Here is a 16,141-nt window from a genome sequence, read left to right as displayed (position 1 = left end):
CTATGAAACCCGTAATTGCGCTCATTGGTCGTCCGAACGTCGGAAAATCAACGCTATTTAACCAGATCACCAAAAGCCGAGACGCGCTTGTTGCTGACTTTGCCGGTCTGACTCGTGACCGTAAATATGGTGATGCTGTATTTCAAAATAAGTCTTTCATTGTGGTTGATACTGGTGGTATTGGCGAAAATGAAGGCGGTATCGACTCTTACATGGCAGAACAGTCTAAAACTGCCATCAATGAAGCCGATATTATTGTATTTGTCGTCGATGCACGCGCAGGCCTACTCGCATCGGATGAGCAAATTGCGCGTGAGCTGCGTACACTCGGTAAGAAAGTTTACCTTGTGGCGAACAAAGTTGATGGTGTACATGCCGAAGCTGCACTTGTTGAATTCTACAAGTTGGGTATGGGCGAACCCATGCAAGTGGCTGCGAGCCATGGTCGCGGTGTACAGCAAATGCTTGAAGATGTGCTTTCAAGTGTGCCTGAAGATGAAGATGCAGATGAGCACGACAAGAACACAGGCTTACGTTTAGCGATTATTGGTCGTCCAAACGTCGGTAAATCGACGCTAGTGAACCGTTTGTTGGGTGAAGAGCGTGTAGTTGCATTTGACCAACCGGGGACAACCCGCGACTCGATCTATATCCCGTATGAACGTGATGGCCGTCATTACACCTTAATCGATACTGCAGGTGTGCGTCGTAAAGGTAAAGTCGATGAAATGATTGAGAAGTTCTCAATTGTGAAAACCCTACAGGCGATTAAAGATGCCCATGTCATTGTGGTTGTTCTTGATGCACGTGAAGGTGTGGTTGAGCAAGATCTACATTTGATTGGTTACGCGCTTGAAGCGGGCCGTGCGATGGTGATCGCGATTAACAAATGGGACAATATGTCTGAGTATGATCGCAAACAATGTAAGTTGGATGTTGATCGTCGCTTTGACTTTATTCCTTGGGCGAAAGTGCATTTGATTTCTGCATTGCATGGTACGGGTGTGGGGGATCTATATCCATCGATTCACCGTGCTTATGATTCGTCACATTTGAAAGTTTCACCTGCAAAAATCACACAAATTTTAAGTGATGCTACGGATGCGCACCAACCGCCAATGGTCGGTGGTCGCCGTATTAAAATGCGTTATGCCCATATGGGTGGACAAAATCCACCTACGATTGTGGTGCATGGTAACAAAGTTGATAAAACGCCTGCGGATTATCGTCGTTATTTAGAAAACGTATTCCGTAAAGTGTACAAACTTGAAGGTACGCCAGTACGTATTGAGTTTAAAACCTCTGAAAACCCATTTGAAGGACGTAAATCACAGGTGGATGAACGTACAGCAGCGCGTAAGCGTCGTTATGTTCAGAAATTTAAGAAAGCTGAGAAGAAATTCAAACGCTAATCAGGCATTAAGGTTTTGATGCTGAAAAGCCCAAAGTGATCTTTGGGCTTTTTTATTTTATGATGCATGAAACTATGATAGGAAGGCAAAGTGGCAAGGACAATACGTGTTGAGCTGAAAAAGATTGAGGACATTGTGCTGGTGGATCACAACCTGTCACGTGTTGAGCAAATTGCACAGCGAAAACAAGCCATTTATCAATATCGCAATCAATGCTTATCCGAACAACGGCAGATGATTGTGGATGATCACTCCATTGCGTTGAGTGAGACAGGTAAACCTTATTTGCTTGATCAGCCTTCCTTTCATTTTAATCATAGTCACAGCCAAGATTACTATGCTTTAGCTACCAGTGAGTGGATGCAAGATTTAGGCGTGGACGTGGAAGAATTAAGCCGAAAAGTACGCTTTGAGGCTTTGGCTAAACATGCTTTTCACGTAGAGGAACTTCGCGTGTGGCACGAGTTTGATCAGGACAAAGCATACTGGTTTAAGGTCTGGACCACCAAAGAAGCGGTGCTTAAAGCCTCGGGTTTAGGCATTCGTTTAAACTTAAATGAACTGAACACTCAAGCACATCCAACGCATAATGGCGGCATGTGTAGTCATCCGCTGATTGGGAGTTTTGCCTATCAAAATTTTGAGTTGGGAGATGTGATGTTGACCGTGGCTTGGCGGGCAGAACAGTCCTGCCGTGGCTATGCGTTGCCTCAGATTGAGCTGGTACAACACCTTCTCACCGACATAAAAAAGCCTCTCGATTGAGAGGCTTTCTTTTTCACACTATGGTGTGCATTTATGGAATTTCATTTTCTTCTTCAAACTCAGGCTTCACTTGAACAATGAAGTCTTGACGGTTTAAGCCACGCCATAAAGCAAAAGCTGTACCGATGTAGATTGAAGAGTAGGTACCCACAAAGACGCCCACAAACATTGCAACGGAGAACCATTTAAGGCCATCACCACCGAGGATCATCATCGAGATCACCACCAACAATAAAGTCATTGAGGTGTGAATGGTACGACGTAGGGTCTCAGTTAAAGCGATGTTGACGATCTCTAAAGGCGAAGCGCCACGAATCTTACGGAAGTTTTCACGAATACGATCCGAAACGACAATGTTGTCATTCAATGAGAAACCAATCAGAGCCAGAATTGCAGCCAATACAGTTAAGTCAAATGGCCACTGCATCATGGCAAAAATACCGATGGTGACCACCACGTCATGGAACAAAGACAGTACAGCACCCATCGCCAGTTTGAATTCAAAGCGAATCGTTACGTAGACCAACATCAGCAGTAACGCTAAAGCCACAGCACCCGCTGAGCGAATGTAGAGTTCATTCCCGACTTGTCCACCCACCACATCAACTTTGTTAACTGAAGCAGAGTTACCCGGTAGCTGTACAGCTTGGGTAATGGTTTTGGTTAAGTCTTCTGCGGCTGTGTCTTCTTGTACAGGCATACGCACAATCAAATCACGATCTGAACCAATGGTTTGTACCACAGGGTCATGAAAGCCAGCTTTGGTCAGTGCAGCAGAGACATCGGCCGACTTCACGGGTTTGCTATAGTTCAATTCGGCAGAAATACCACCAGTAAAGTCCAAACCTAAGTTAAGACCCTTGGTGAAAATAAAGAATAGGCTGCCAATGGTTAAGACAATAGAAAGAATGGCTGCAGGCAGCGCAATCTTCATAAAATCAATTACACGTTCATCATCTGGACGGCCGTATTTTTTTGAATCTTGTTGAGTCACATCAGTCATCATCGATCTCCTTATATGCTCAACTTTTTCAAGTTACGTTTTTTGCCATAAATGAGCTGTACAATCGCACGTGTTACTGTAATAGCAGTAAACATAGAGCAGATAATACCGATCATTAAGGTCACAGCGAAGCCTTTAATTGGGCCTGTACCGATAGCAAATAGGATAAACGCAACCAAGAATGTGGTTAAGTTTGAGTCGAAAATGGTGTTATAAGCACGGTCATAACCCGCCACAATGGCTTGTTTGGGTGATGCTCCCCACTTCATTTCTTCACGTATTCGCTCACAGATCAAGACGTTGGCATCGACCGCCATACCAATGGTAATCACGATACCCGCAATACCCGGCAGGGTGAGGGAAGCACCAATCCAAGACATGACGGTTAGAATCATGGCTAAGTTGAAGACCAAGGCAAAGTTAGCAATTAAGCCAAAGAGACGGAAGAAGACTACCATCCAGATTGCGACTAGTAAGAAGCCGATTTGAGTTGATAGCACACCTTTATCAATGTTTTCTTGACCGAGGCTTGGACCCACTACACGTTCTTCAACAAAGTACATTGGCGCAGCAAGTGCACCAGCACGTAGCATTAGTGCAAGTTCAGACGCTTCTTGAGGTGAATCTAGACCCGTGATACGGAATTGAGAGCCGAGGACTGCTTGAATGGTTGCAGCGTTAATCACGACAGACTCTGCATAGGGTGTACGGACTTCAGTTTGCGCACCAGTTGCAGGATCGGTGATATAGCTAATACGTTGTTTATTTTCAATGAACAACACAGCCATACGCTTACCCACCGCATTCCGGGTTGCATCGGCCATCAGTTTGCCACCTGCTGTGTCTAATGTAATGTTTACCTCAGCACCGCCAGTGTCTTGGCTAAAGCCACTTGATGCGTTTTGAACACGTTCACCCGTTAAAATACGGTTACGGTTTAAAAGTAATTCACGTCCGCTGTCTAAAGACTGATATGCAAAAAGTTCGGTTCCTGGTGGAAGCGGTTGACCATTGCTCTTGCCCGTATAAGGGTCAATCACTTGGTCATTTTGGTCAGAGACCAAACGGAACTCTAGGTTTGCTGTACGACCCAAGACACGTTTTGCTTCAGCAGTGTCCTGAACACCTGGGAGCTCAACCACGATGCGGTTACTACCTTGTGTTTGTACCAAGGCTTCTGCCACACCTAACTCGTTAATACGGTTACGTAAAGTGGTTAAGTTTTGGTTCACGGCATAAGATTGAATTTCTTGGCGGCGAACATCGGTATAGGTTAAACGTAAGGTTGAACCTGTCGCAGTTGCGACCGCTTGCTGATTAAACTCATTACCATTACTACGTAAGTAGTCTTGAGCCGCAGTACGATCATCATTGTTGGCGAACTGAACGGTAATGGTGTTGTTGTTTAATGCAAGGCTGTTAAATTTAATTTTGTTGTCACGGAACTGACGACGTAAATCCGTCGCAGAGGTTTCCATGCGCTGAGCAATCGCTTTATCCATATCCACTTCTAATAAGAAGTGAACACCACCACGTAAGTCCAGACCGAGCTTCATTGGTTTTGCACCAATTTTTTGTAGCCACTCTGGCGTGGTTGGCGCCAAGTTCAACGCGACAACATAGTCATCACCAAGGCCACGACGTAACGCTTCTTTGGCTTTTAATTGTGCTTCGCTAGAGTCAAGACGTAACAGTGCAGCATTATTGCTAAAACTGTTGTCATGGCTTGAGATACTTTCAGATTTTAAAATCTGCTCTGCTTTTTGTACGATGCTTTGGTCAATTTGGGTACCAGCTTTGGCACCAGAAATTTGAACCGCAGGCTCATCCGGATACAAACTAGGCAGGGCATATAATGTACTGATCGTCAAAACCACGAGAATCAGTAGATATTTCCATGCTGGGTAACGCATTTGTTTTCTTCTTAAAATGAAAAAAGTCGTGCGGATGCACGACTAATTTTTTTGATTAAAGGTTATTTAATGTGCCTTCAGGAAGAACTGAAATCACACTTGCGCGTTGAATTTTTACGTCTACACCGCGGCTCAGTTCAACCACTGCAAAGTCACCTTCGAGTTTAGTGATTTTACCCATTAAGCCACCAGCAAATACCACTTCGCTGCCTACGCCAAGACTTTCAACCAAAGAGCGGTGCTCTTTGGCACGTTTTGCTTGAGGGCGCCAAATTAAGAAGTAAAAGATTGCAATAAAAACAGCAATCATCAATAAGTTTGCGACCATACTTGGTTGTTGTGCAGCTTCACCCGCTGCGTGAGCTGTAGAAATAAAAAGGCTCATTTCAAATTCCTAAACTAAAAAAACGGTGACCAACGAATTGATCATAAATAGACTTGTTCTGCAATTTACCTTGTCTTTTTACCAAGCGCAAATGCTCACAACAATTAATCTTGGGGGCAAGGTGGAACTTCTAAACCACGACGTGCATAAAAATCTTCAACAAAGGCATCAAAGCGATCATTATCCAATGCATCACGAATGTCTTGAGTGAAGCGTTGGTAGTAACGTAAGTTGTGAATAGTACCGAGCATTGAACCCAGCATCTCTCCACATTTTTCCAAATGGAATAAGTAAGCGCGAGTAAAGTTGGTACAGGTATAACAGTCGCAGTGTGGATCAAGCGGACTTTGATCATGACGGTATTTACTGTTACGGATACGTACTAAACCGTCGGTCACAAAATAATGTCCATTTCGGGCATTACGTGTAGGCATGACACAGTCAAACATATCAACGCCACGGCGGATGCCTTCTACGATGTCTTCAGGTTTACCCACGCCCATCAAGTAGCGCGGTTTGTCTGCTGGCATTTTTTCTGGAAGATAATCCAGCACCTTGATCATTTCTTCTTTCGGTTCACCGACGGACAGACCACCAATGGCATAACCGTCAAAACCCACTTCAAGCAAGCCTTTTAAAGACTCATCACGTAAGTCTTCATACATACCACCTTGAATAATGCCGAATAGCGCATTTTTATTTTCAAGCACATCATGATGCTGAGTCTTACAACGCTTTGCCCAACGCAATGACAATTGTAGCGACTTTTGTGCTTCTTCATGTGTTGCAGGATAAGGTGTACATTCGTCAAAAATCATCACGACGTCTGAGTTCAATGTATGTTGGATGTCCATTGAAATTTCAGGAGACAAAAATACTTTAGAGCCATCAATTGGAGAGCGGAAAGTTACGCCATCTTCTTTAATTTTACGCATCGCGCCCAAGCTGAAGACTTGGAAGCCGCCTGAATCGGTCAGAATGGGCTTATCCCACTTCATGAATTTATGCAGGCCGCCGTGCTCTTTAATCACTTCAAGGCCAGGGCGTAGGTAAAGATGGAAGGTATTGCCTAAAATAATTTGCGCTTTGATGTCTTCAATATCACGCGGGAGCATGCCTTTCACCGTACCATAAGTGCCGACAGGCATGAACACAGGGGTTTCAACCACACCATGCTCTAAAGTTAAACGACCACGACGGGCGCGACCCGACTGACCTAATTTTTCAAACTTCATAAAATATCCTGAACAAGAGCAAAGCACTGCTCTGCTTGCAGTGCAAGAGCGAAAAAACAGTTCGCCGCTAAAAGGAGGCTATTTTCCTTGATTATGCAAATAAACACCAGTGTTGTAACACTTTTAAAGCAAAGCTTTTCTGAGCAGGGTGATGTGCTGTAAGGGTTGTTCCAGTTTGAATTTATGTCATCGTGGCGAGTGAGTCGTGATTAGGACGAAAAGAGTTGATCGCATGGACGAGGTTGTGAATATAGAGGTTAAAAAGGCACTCAAAATGAGTGCCTTGGATGTGTTGTTCGTGTTAAAGCGATCTTTTTAGTTGAAATTGGGACGGTAATCAAAATTTTGCAGCGCAGCAGCGTCACGGAATGGACGCACAGCTTTTTTACCAACAGTCATGGTGTTTACAATGTTATTCGGAAAGATTTGAATGTGGTTGTTAAACAGTTCGACATTGCGGTTAAAAATGCTGATCGCAGCACCGACATTTTCGTTTTGCTCTCCAATTTCATTCATCATTTTGAGATAAATATCATTAGCTTTAAGTTCAGGGTAGTTTTCGACCACAACATTGAGGCTACGCATCAGCTCTTGGTTTAATGCTTCAATGCGCTGTAATTGGTTGACATCCGTATTGTTTAAGTTCAGGTTGAGAATGTTCTGACGGAGCTCAGTGACTTTTTCCAAGGTGCCTTTCTCAAAGCTAGAGTATTGTTCGACCAAAGGTTCTAAGCCATCTAGAATTTTTATTTTCTGACGCTCATAGGTTGCTACATCCGACCATGCGCGAATGGTTGCATTGTGGTGTCGCACAATATTATTGCGAATGACGATTACGCCGAACACGATCGCAATAATAATCAATAAGAAAATCAATAGCCCCATACAGTCCTCAAACGGCAAAATGTCATTATTTTAAAAATTGCGTTAGATCAGATTCTAAGCGCTCTAGATAAGGTAATTTAAATGTGCGTAAGTGTCCACGCAATGTCGAAATGTCATTGATTTTTTTTGCTTTGCTGGATATTTCAAACAGGTTTTGTGGGCTGATATAGCACAAGATATTTTTTTCAGGATGAAAAAGTAAATCGCCTTCACGAGAACGGAAAAAATCGGCAGTACGCAGCACAAATGCAGGGGAGAGAAGTTTGGCCATCTGCATCTGGTCAGTACCAAAAAATTTGAGTTTCTGGTTAATCTGAATATCACTGCTATGCCATGGAAAACTATAAGGATAATAAAATTTTTTATTGTATGCGGTAATCGCGAGTCCTTGCGTGGGTACCTCAAAGACAAAACATCCCCATAAGTCTTTATGCACTTCTTTAACTTTTAACTCATTGCCATCTTTATCACGCACACGAATTTCATCAACAAAATGATATTGAAACAACAAAACCTGATGTTGTTGTCCTGCTTCATCCTGCCAAGTGGTACTGGCGTAGTAAGGAATATCATTGCTGATGGTGCCTTGATTAAAAATTGGAAACAGTTGTTTGAGGTGGGCAATAAAAAATGCAGGTTGTAGCGCTACGCCAATATGCTGCGGAGGGGTAAACTCGTTGAGCTGGTATTTTTTATGAATAATTTGTTTTTCGAGATAGTCAGTGACCTCTTCAAGTGGATCATCTTGCTCATAACTTAAATAGGCCCAAAGCAGACAGCCTAAGCCAAATAAAAAGCTGAATAAGGTCCAAATGTGCTCTCCGGTAAAGAACACTGGCACAATAAAAAAAATGCCGACTATTCCAAGTAGAATAGGCAGCACATTTTCAAATTTCAGGGTAATCGGGGCATTCCAAGGATGCAGTCGGTCAAGAATGTCTTGTGCCGAATCGGCCCCTCGGCCGATGTCCCAAAGCCTGTCGATATTATCAAACACAACTTTATTCTTTTTACGTCGAATATGAATGGAATGTTTGATCGTATCGATAGGCATGTGAGGTTCTTATTTGGGTTGAAGTTGGTCGACTAACATGGCATCGCCATAACTAAAGAAGCGATACTGGTTGGCTACCGCATGTTGATAAGCTGCCAAAATATTATCACGATTTGACAGCGCTGAAACTAACATCAGAAGGGTCGATTCAGGCAGATGGAAGTTGGTGATAAGACGATCCACCACTTTGAACTCATAACCTGGGTAGATAAAAATTTGAGTATCTCCCGTCCATGCTTTGAGTTCACCCTGATGCGCTTGAGCCGCACTTTCTACGGCACGAGTGGCGGTTGTTCCAACAGAAATCACCTTGTTACCACGAGCTTTGGTTTGGCGAATCAGCTCAACCGCGTGCTCTGGAACATCACACCACTCACTGTGCATAATGTGATTGGAAATGTCATCGGTACGTACAGGCAGAAAGGTGCCAGCACCGACGTGTAAAGTGACAAAGGTTTTCTGAATACCTTTGGCTTCAAGTTGATCCAACAGCTTTTGGTCAAAGTGTAAGCTTGCGGTGGGTGCAGCGACACTGGCTAACTTGGTTGGATCATTAAATACTGTTTGATAACGCTCGGTATCAATGGCTTCAGCTTCACGGTTGAAGTAAGGAGGGATCGGAAGTTGTCCGTATAAATCCAGCACCGTTAAAATTGGCTGGGAAAACTCCACAATAAATAAATTTTCATGACGACCTAACACCGTGACTTTAACGGCATCTGGGCCAATAAAGAGCTCAGCACCCGCTTTGGGTGTGTTACTGGCTTTGATGTGGCAGTGTGCAATAAATGTATCTTGCATGCGTTCTACCAGAACCTCGACAGCTCCACCGCTGGCACGTTTGCCTTTGAGACGTGCTTTCATCACTTTGGTGTCATTTAAGACCAGTAAATCACCTGCATCGAGCAAATCTAAAATGTCGGTGAATTGAAAGTCATGATGCTGACCTTGAGCATCGAGGTGTAACAGTCGAGAAGCACTGCGCGTGTCTAAAGGATAACGGGCAATGAGTTCATTAGGGAGGTCGAAATTAAAATCAGAAAGTTGCATGATGGGAAAGCAGCGTCAAAATAAGGGAGGTCAAAATTGCGCTTAGTATATGCGTTTTTGCAGAAAAACGCTGAAATTGCACAAATATAAAGCTAAAAAATCAAATATGACTTAAAAATAGCCAATCACCACCAACTTGCGTTGACAAGTTTTTCAAAAAGTTTAATATACGCATCAACACCTTCCCGAGGTGGTGAAATTGGTAGACGCGGCGGACTCAAAATCCGCTGTCAGAGATGACGTGTCGGTTCGAGTCCGACCCTCGGGACCAAGATATTAAAAAACCCAAGCATATTCAGTCTTGGGTTTTTTATTGCCTGAAATTTAAGATTTGAATTAAATCGCCGTAAAACGTTACAGATGGCTTAAAGCAATTGAATGTTTGGTGTGGGTTTGCTTAATTATTTCCTCATATGATTGACTCAAAATTTTGTTTTAATCATTCTGATAAATAACGATTTTTCAAAAAGAGAAAGTAGTGACAAGATAAAAGCATGACATAATTGATTTTTTTGTTAAATGCCACGCTTGTATTGTTGTATTTTTATATTGTTTTAATGCTGAAAATTTGCTAATACATAGAGTAAATAATGGGTTTGTGCCGCTAAAATCACAAAAGATGAGGCAGAAATGGGTATTCAATTGCTAGATGTCGGGTCTGATACAGAACAGTTAAGTGCTTGTCACTTGTCTTTGTTGTTGGGCGTGAACAGTAATGACAATAAAATTAAGAGCTTTCTCAAATTTGCGCGAAAAATTTTAGGTGCACATGCCGCAATTTTAACGTTTAGCAATGAACCTTATAGTTGGTATTCGGGCAAACATGCATTCAATGCTTTTCAGTTACCCGCTGAAACCAATTTTTCCACCCATTTTGAAGGTGATATCACGATTGATGCCCTGCATCGCCATTATCATCGTCTTTCTCAGCAGGTGAATGCTTTAGGGTTTAAACATCAGCGGATCATCGCATTGGATTTAAAGGCATCGGATAAATCTGTAGGGCAAGTGATTTTCTTTGATGAACAGTTGGACGCTTTTACGCAGGATGCTGTAGAAAATGTTTATGAACTGGCCTCTGGTTTTCTCAATCTGCTGCATTTGCGCATGGAAAATGCGGAGCTCAAAGAGTTGTATGAACAACAGGTGGCCATGAATGTCAGTAAAACCAAATTTTTCCAAATTATTGCACATGATTTAAGGGCGCCTTTTCATGGCTTAATTGGTTTTTCTGAGGTGTTGGCTGAAGAGCGCAAAAGTTTGGATGAGTCTGGTGTGCAAAGTATTGCAGATTATTTGCATGATACCGCACAATCGACTTATAGCTTGTTAGAGAGTTTATTGAATTGGGCGATGGCAGAGGGCGGACGTTTTGTTTATCACCCCATCCATTACAAACTTAAGCAGTCCTCTCAAATCGTTTTTGATGTGTTGCATGCGTTGGCCATTAATAAAAATATTCAACTGATTGACCGTGTCCCAGATGATTTAAAAATTTTTGCAGATATCAACATGGTGACCTCGGTGATCCAAAACTTGGTATCAAATGCGCTGAAATTTACCCATATGCATGGCGAAGGTGTTGTGACGATTGATGCCAAACAACGTGATGACTTTATCGATATCTACATTCAAGATACTGGTCTAGGTATGACATTGGGGCAAATCGAATCGTTGTTTGAACCGAAACTAACTGTTAGTTTTAAGGGGACAGCGGGGGAGAAAGGGACGGGTCTAGGTCTGGTGCTGTGTAAGCGGTTTGTCGATTTGAATAAAGGTGAAATTTCAGTCACATCGAAAGAAGGTGTCGGTTCAACTTTTATCGTCAGCCTGCCACGTTCGAACAGCGCACATCAAGCATTGTCACTCGAGACATCCCAACAAGAATTTAGTGAATAATCATACTTTTCTTATAAAATAATTCGCCTAATCTCATGATCTGCTGTTATAAATAACCAAAACAATGCGAAAGGGTCGATCATGAATGCTGAGCAATTGCAAAAGACATTGCGCGCAAGTCAATATGCGGAACAAGTCCTATCTATACATCAGGTTTATCTTGAACAAGATTATGCAATTGATCAATTTTCTCAGCCATTGACCACCGAACAAATTTTCGATGTCGTTCAAAACACCTTAAAAGAGATCAGTGATGAAACTACATGGATGCGCACCATCCGAATTTTACGTGCGCGTTTAATGTTTCGCTGGATTTGGCAGGATGCCAATCAACTGATCGATGTGATGACGCTAACGCGGGAGCTATCTGATTTTGCTGATGCAGCCATTTGTGTGGCAAAAGCGTTTGCCTTAGCGCCATTGGTGGCTAAACATGGTCAGCCTGTGGGCTATAACCATAAAATTCAAGATTTAATTGTGGTTGCGATGGGGAAGCTCGGTGCACAAGAGTTGAACCTGTCCAGTGATATCGACTTGATTTTTGCTTTCGATGAGCAAGGTGAAACCAATGGTCGTAAATGCATCGACGTACAGCAGTTTTGCATTTTGTGGGGTCAGAAGCTCATTTACTTGTTGGACCATATCACGGCTGATGGTTTTGTCTTCCGTGTGGATATGCGCTTGCGTCCTTGGGGCGATGGTTCTGCATTGGCCATTAGTCATGCTGCGCTGGAGAAGTATTTAAGCCAACATGGACGTGAGTGGGAGCGCTATGCGTGGATCAAAGCGCGGATTGTGACAGGGGGCAGAGAGGGGGATGAGTTGTTGGACATGACTCGTCCTTTCGTATTCCGTAAGTATGTCGATTACACCGCTTTTGAAGCCATGCGCGAAATGAAAGCCATGATTGAGCGTGAAGTATTACGCCGCAACATCGAAGATGATATTAAGCTGGGTGCGGGGGGTATTCGTGAAGTCGAATTTATTGTTCAGGTTTTTCAGCTAATTTATGGTGGGGCAAAATTAGAATTACAAGACCGTCAATGTTTAGTGAGCTTGCATCATTTGGGTGAAGTGGGTTTGCTGGATGGTCAGGCGGTCAGTGAGCTGGAAGAAGCTTATTTATTTCTGCGCCGTGTAGAGCATGCAATTCAAGCCTTAAATGATCAACAGACCCAGTCTTTGCCAACAGAACCAGAACTCAGACAAAGGATGATTGACACCTTGGGTTTTGTAAGTTGGGATGCATTTATTGAGCACTTAAACCAAAAGCGCGCCAAAGTTATTTACCAATTTGAGCATTTAATTAAAGAAAAAGAACATGACCCTTTCGTAGAAAGCTTTAGTCAGTTAGAAGCGCGTTTAAATGAGGTGTTGGATGCGAATGCAAAAAACCTCATTCATGAATTTTGGAATGGTCATGCGCTGAAAAAACTGCCTGCAAAAGCGGTACAGCGTTTAAAAATCTTTTGGCCGCATTTGATTGAAGCGATTTTACAGTCAGATAAGCCGCAAGCCGCACTGCTACGCCTTATGCCCTTGGTTGAGTCTGTGATGCGACGTACCGTATATTTGGTCATGTTGATTGAGAGTAAAGGGGCTTTACAGCGCTTGGTGAAAATGGCAACCGTAAGTCCATGGATTTGTGAAGAATTGACCCATTATCCAGTACTCTTGGATGAATTTTTGTCCATGGACTTTGAGTTGCCGCGCCGTCAAGATTTGGAAGATTCTCTGCGTCAACAGTTGCTTCGCATTGAGCTTGATGACGTTGAAGATTTGATGCGTGTGCTGCGTCTTTTTAAAAAATCCAATGTTTTGGCAGTTGCGGCTAGTGATGTTTTGGCTGAAAGTCCGTTGATGAAAGTATCCGATGCTTTGACCGATATTGCAGAAGTTTCGGTCAGTACGACTTTAAATTTAGCCTATCAAATGACGGCAAAGAAACATGGTTATCCGCTCGATGTTGAAGGACAGCGCTGTTCGATCGATCATTTGGCATTTGCTGTTGTAGGTTATGGCAAAGTTGGTGGGATTGAGCTGGGTTATGGCTCGGACTTAGATCTGGTCTTTATTCATTATATGGATGAGCAAGCCGATACTGATGGGCTGAAGTCGATCAGTGGATTCGAGTTTGCAATGCGTGTTGCACAGAAATTTATGTCGTTGATGACCACGCAGACCCTCGATGGTCGGGTTTATGAAATCGATACACGCTTACGCCCATCGGGTGAAGCGGGGGTGTTGGTCACCAGTTTAAAAGCCTTTGAGCAATATCAGTTGAAAAATGCATGGGTCTGGGAGCATCAAGCATTGGTGCGTGCTCGTTCGATTGCGGGTGAGCCAAGTTTGCGTGATAAGTTTGAAGCATTGCGCTGTCGGATTTTGACGCAGCCAAGAGATGAAGAAAATGTACGCGCAGAAGTGCTGAAGATGCGTCAAAAAATGAAAGACCATTTGGGTTCTTCTAAAGAACAACAAAAAGATGGAATTTTTCATTTAAAACAAGACGCAGGTGGTATCGTCGATATCGAATTTATGGCACAGTATGCTGTGTTGGCATGGAGCGGATCTCATCCAGATCTTGCCCATTATTCCGACAATGTACGAATCCTTGAAGATGCCGCAAAAGCCAGTTGCTTATCCAGTGACGATGCGACTGCATTGATTCAAGCTTATCTCAGTGAACGAGCCGAGAGCCACCGTTTAGCCCTTGCGAATCAATCCATGCAAGTAAATGCTGCGGACTGGCGCGATACCCGAGTGATCGTTTGCAAATTATGGCAAAGATTAATTGATCCAAGCTCAATCGTGAGCATTGGGTAACATGACTGTGTATATAAATTTGGAGTGTGTGTCATGAATTTGGCTGATCGTGATGGTTTTATTTGGCAAGATGGACAATTGGTTGACTGGCGTGAGGCAAAAACTCACGTATTAACACATACCTTGCACTACAGCATGGGTGTGTTTGAAGGTGTCCGTGCCTATGAAACACCGAATGGCACGGCTATTTTCCGTCTAAAAGAACACACTAAGCGTTTATTGAACTCTGCAAAAATTTATCAAATGAAAGTCCCGTTTGATCAAGCAACACTAGAGCAAGCTCAAATTGATGTGGTTCGTGAAAATAAATTAGCGTCTTGCTACTTGCGTCCAATTATTTTTATTGGTTCTGAAAAATTAGGTATTGCTGCAACAGACAATACCATTCATGCGGTGGTTGCTGCGTGGAGCTGGGGTGCGTACTTAGGTGATGAAGCAATGGCGAAAGGTATTCGTGTGAAAACTTCATCATTTACCCATCACCATCCAAACGTGACGATGTGTAAAGCAAAAGCGTCAGGTAACTATACCTTGTCGATTTTAGCTCACCAAGAAGTAGCGCACTCAGGTTATGACGAAGCAATGTTGCTCGACCCTCAAGGTTATGTATGCCAAGGTTCTGGCGAAAACGTATTCTTGGTAAAAGATGGTGTTTTACATACGCCAGATATCGCGGGCGGTGCACTTGATGGCATTACGCGCCAGACCATTATTACGATTGCAAAAGACTTGGGCTATGACGTAGTTGAGCGTCGTATTACACGTGATGAATTCTACATTGCGGATGAAGCATTCTTTACAGGTACTGCTGCTGAAGTGACGCCTATTCGTGAATATGATGACCGTGAAATTGGTTCCGGCACGCGTGGTCCAATCACTGAACAAATTCAAACCACATTCTTTAATGCAGTACAGGGTAAAGACCCGAAATATGCACACTGGCTAACTTATGTAAAATAAGTGGTTGGATGAAAAAAAGGGCTCTTTGGAGCCCTTTTTTGTTTTTCATTATTTAAAAAGATATATGGATTATATTTTATAGCATTTAATTGTTTATAAGGGATCGAAGATTTTTGAACTTTTAGTAAAAATAATATTCTTAAAGCATACATAATATAATTTAATTTGTTATTATTTGGTAAAAATGAGATGTATTTAAAAATTTTACCCATGATTAACAGTCTTATATATAAAGCAAAAGTATTTAGAACATTGTTTGTTTCTGATGAGAGATATTTAAAAAAGAGGTTCATTAATAAATTAGGGTATATGCCAAATTTTAATCAACCTGAAAGTTTTAATGAGAAAGTTACTGCACGAATGATTTTTGAAAGGAGTGCATTACATACCAAATTAGCGGATAAATCGGCAGTAAGAGAATTGATTATAGATCGGATTGGAGAAAAACATCTGGTCCCGCTTATAGGCACATATTGTGACTTTAAGAATATTGATTTTGATCAATTTCCAAGCCAATTTGTTTTGAAATGTACCCACGACAGTGGAAGCGCTATTGTTTGTCGCGATAAAGGTACATTTGATGTTAATAGAGCGGAAAGCAAACTAAATAACAGTTTAAAAATGAATATGGGCAGAGTAAAACTTGAAGTGCGACATAAACCACCTAATTAATTTAAAGGGTTTATGGAGTATATAAAATTGTCATACCATCATCTTAACTTTGAAGATCGTACTGCATTAATGCTTGAGTCAA

12 protein-coding genes, 1 tRNA gene and 1 pseudogene are annotated in these 16,141 nt (G+C 42.5%); 7 read left to right on the top strand and 7 right to left on the bottom strand.

The window, feature by feature from the left end; translation table 11 throughout:
• The first annotated feature begins 2 nt into the window (after positions 1-2).
• Positions 3-1,412, top strand: a complete 1,410-nt coding sequence (gene der, locus HYI04_RS12825) for a ribosome biogenesis GTPase Der (protein ID WP_010327527.1) — start codon at positions 3-5, stop codon at positions 1,410-1,412.
• A gap of 90 nt (positions 1,413-1,502) precedes the next feature.
• Positions 1,503-2,177, top strand: a complete 675-nt coding sequence (locus tag HYI04_RS12820) for a 4'-phosphopantetheinyl transferase superfamily protein (RefSeq protein WP_171519361.1) — start codon at positions 1,503-1,505, stop codon at positions 2,175-2,177.
• A gap of 31 nt (positions 2,178-2,208) precedes the next feature.
• Here the strand turns inward: HYI04_RS12820 and secF are convergent, their stop codons facing one another.
• From secF to queA, 7 genes are all read right to left on the bottom strand, one after another.
• Positions 2,209-3,183, bottom strand: a complete 975-nt coding sequence (secF, locus tag HYI04_RS12815; RefSeq protein WP_005401700.1) for a protein translocase subunit SecF — start codon at positions 3,181-3,183, stop codon at positions 2,209-2,211.
• An 8-nt stretch (positions 3,184-3,191) separates the two neighbouring features.
• Positions 3,192-5,093 carry a protein translocase subunit SecD gene (secD, locus tag HYI04_RS12810; protein WP_058870295.1) on the bottom strand — a complete coding sequence of 634 codons (1,902 nt, stop codon included), beginning with the start codon at positions 5,091-5,093 and terminating at the stop codon, positions 3,192-3,194.
• Positions 5,094-5,148: 55 nt separating this feature from the next.
• A complete protein-coding gene (yajC, locus tag HYI04_RS12805; RefSeq protein ID WP_004697692.1) occupies positions 5,149-5,478 on the bottom strand; it encodes a preprotein translocase subunit YajC in 330 nt (109 codons plus the stop codon).
• Between the two features lie 104 nt (positions 5,479-5,582).
• A complete protein-coding gene (gene tgt, locus HYI04_RS12800; protein ID WP_126035309.1) occupies positions 5,583-6,713 on the bottom strand; it encodes a tRNA guanosine(34) transglycosylase Tgt in 1,131 nt (376 codons plus the stop codon).
• Positions 6,714-7,028: 315 nt separating this feature from the next.
• Positions 7,029-7,598: a LemA family protein gene (locus HYI04_RS12795; protein WP_159151775.1), complete on the bottom strand. Its 570-nt coding sequence runs from the start codon at positions 7,596-7,598 to the stop codon at positions 7,029-7,031.
• A 25-nt stretch (positions 7,599-7,623) separates the two neighbouring features.
• Positions 7,624-8,652 (bottom strand): hypothetical protein, encoded by a 1,029-nt coding sequence (locus HYI04_RS12790; RefSeq protein ID WP_178896227.1) that lies wholly within the window; start codon positions 8,650-8,652, stop codon positions 7,624-7,626.
• Positions 8,653-8,661: 9 nt separating this feature from the next.
• Positions 8,662-9,702, bottom strand: a complete 1,041-nt coding sequence (gene queA, locus HYI04_RS12785) for a tRNA preQ1(34) S-adenosylmethionine ribosyltransferase-isomerase QueA (RefSeq protein WP_178896226.1) — start codon at positions 9,700-9,702, stop codon at positions 8,662-8,664.
• A 184-nt stretch (positions 9,703-9,886) separates the two neighbouring features.
• Between queA and HYI04_RS12780 the strand changes: the two genes are divergently transcribed.
• From HYI04_RS12780 to HYI04_RS12760, 5 genes and pseudogenes are all read left to right on the top strand, one after another.
• Positions 9,887-9,973: transfer RNA gene (locus HYI04_RS12780), tRNA-Leu, on the top strand.
• A gap of 359 nt (positions 9,974-10,332) precedes the next feature.
• Positions 10,333-11,601 carry a sensor histidine kinase KdpD gene (locus HYI04_RS12775; protein ID WP_148825486.1) on the top strand — a complete coding sequence of 423 codons (1,269 nt, stop codon included), beginning with the start codon at positions 10,333-10,335 and terminating at the stop codon, positions 11,599-11,601.
• Positions 11,602-11,682: 81 nt separating this feature from the next.
• A complete protein-coding gene (gene glnE / locus HYI04_RS12770; RefSeq protein ID WP_159153261.1) occupies positions 11,683-14,427 on the top strand; it encodes a bifunctional [glutamate--ammonia ligase]-adenylyl-L-tyrosine phosphorylase/[glutamate--ammonia-ligase] adenylyltransferase in 2,745 nt (914 codons plus the stop codon).
• Positions 14,428-14,460: 33 nt separating this feature from the next.
• Positions 14,461-15,387: a branched-chain amino acid transaminase gene (locus tag HYI04_RS12765; protein WP_087528050.1), complete on the top strand. Its 927-nt coding sequence runs from the start codon at positions 14,461-14,463 to the stop codon at positions 15,385-15,387.
• Positions 15,388-15,597: 210 nt separating this feature from the next.
• Positions 15,598-16,047: pseudogene (locus HYI04_RS12760) on the top strand (ATP-grasp fold amidoligase family protein); the annotation flags it as partial.
• Between the last annotated feature and the right edge of the window lie 94 nt (positions 16,048-16,141).

It is taken from the genome of Acinetobacter sp. SwsAc2 (assembly GCF_013391465.1).
In the GTDB taxonomy this organism is placed as follows: Bacteria; Pseudomonadota; Gammaproteobacteria; order Pseudomonadales; family Moraxellaceae; genus Acinetobacter; species Acinetobacter johnsonii.
This window is presented reverse-complemented; position numbering and strand designations above follow the sequence as displayed.

Coding starts and splice junctions, on each gene's coding strand:
- der (WP_010327527.1), top strand. CDS start 3: ATGAAACCCGTAATTGCGCTCATTGGTCGTCCGAACGTCGGAAAATCA.
- secF (WP_005401700.1), bottom strand. CDS start 3,183: ATGATGACTGATGTGACTCAACAAGATTCAAAAAAATACGGCCGTCCA.
- secD (WP_058870295.1), bottom strand. CDS start 5,093: ATGCGTTACCCAGCATGGAAATATCTACTGATTCTCGTGGTTTTGACG.
- yajC (WP_004697692.1), bottom strand. CDS start 5,478: ATGAGCCTTTTTATTTCTACAGCTCACGCAGCGGGTGAAGCTGCACAA.
- tgt (WP_126035309.1), bottom strand. CDS start 6,713: ATGAAGTTTGAAAAATTAGGTCAGTCGGGTCGCGCCCGTCGTGGTCGT.
- HYI04_RS12795 (WP_159151775.1), bottom strand. CDS start 7,598: ATGGGGCTATTGATTTTCTTATTGATTATTATTGCGATCGTGTTCGGC.
- HYI04_RS12790 (WP_178896227.1), bottom strand. CDS start 8,652: ATGCCTATCGATACGATCAAACATTCCATTCATATTCGACGTAAAAAG.
- queA (WP_178896226.1), bottom strand. CDS start 9,702: ATGCAACTTTCTGATTTTAATTTCGACCTCCCTAATGAACTCATTGCC.
- HYI04_RS12775 (WP_148825486.1), top strand. CDS start 10,333: ATGGGTATTCAATTGCTAGATGTCGGGTCTGATACAGAACAGTTAAGT.
- glnE (WP_159153261.1), top strand. CDS start 11,683: ATGAATGCTGAGCAATTGCAAAAGACATTGCGCGCAAGTCAATATGCG.
- HYI04_RS12765 (WP_087528050.1), top strand. CDS start 14,461: ATGAATTTGGCTGATCGTGATGGTTTTATTTGGCAAGATGGACAATTG.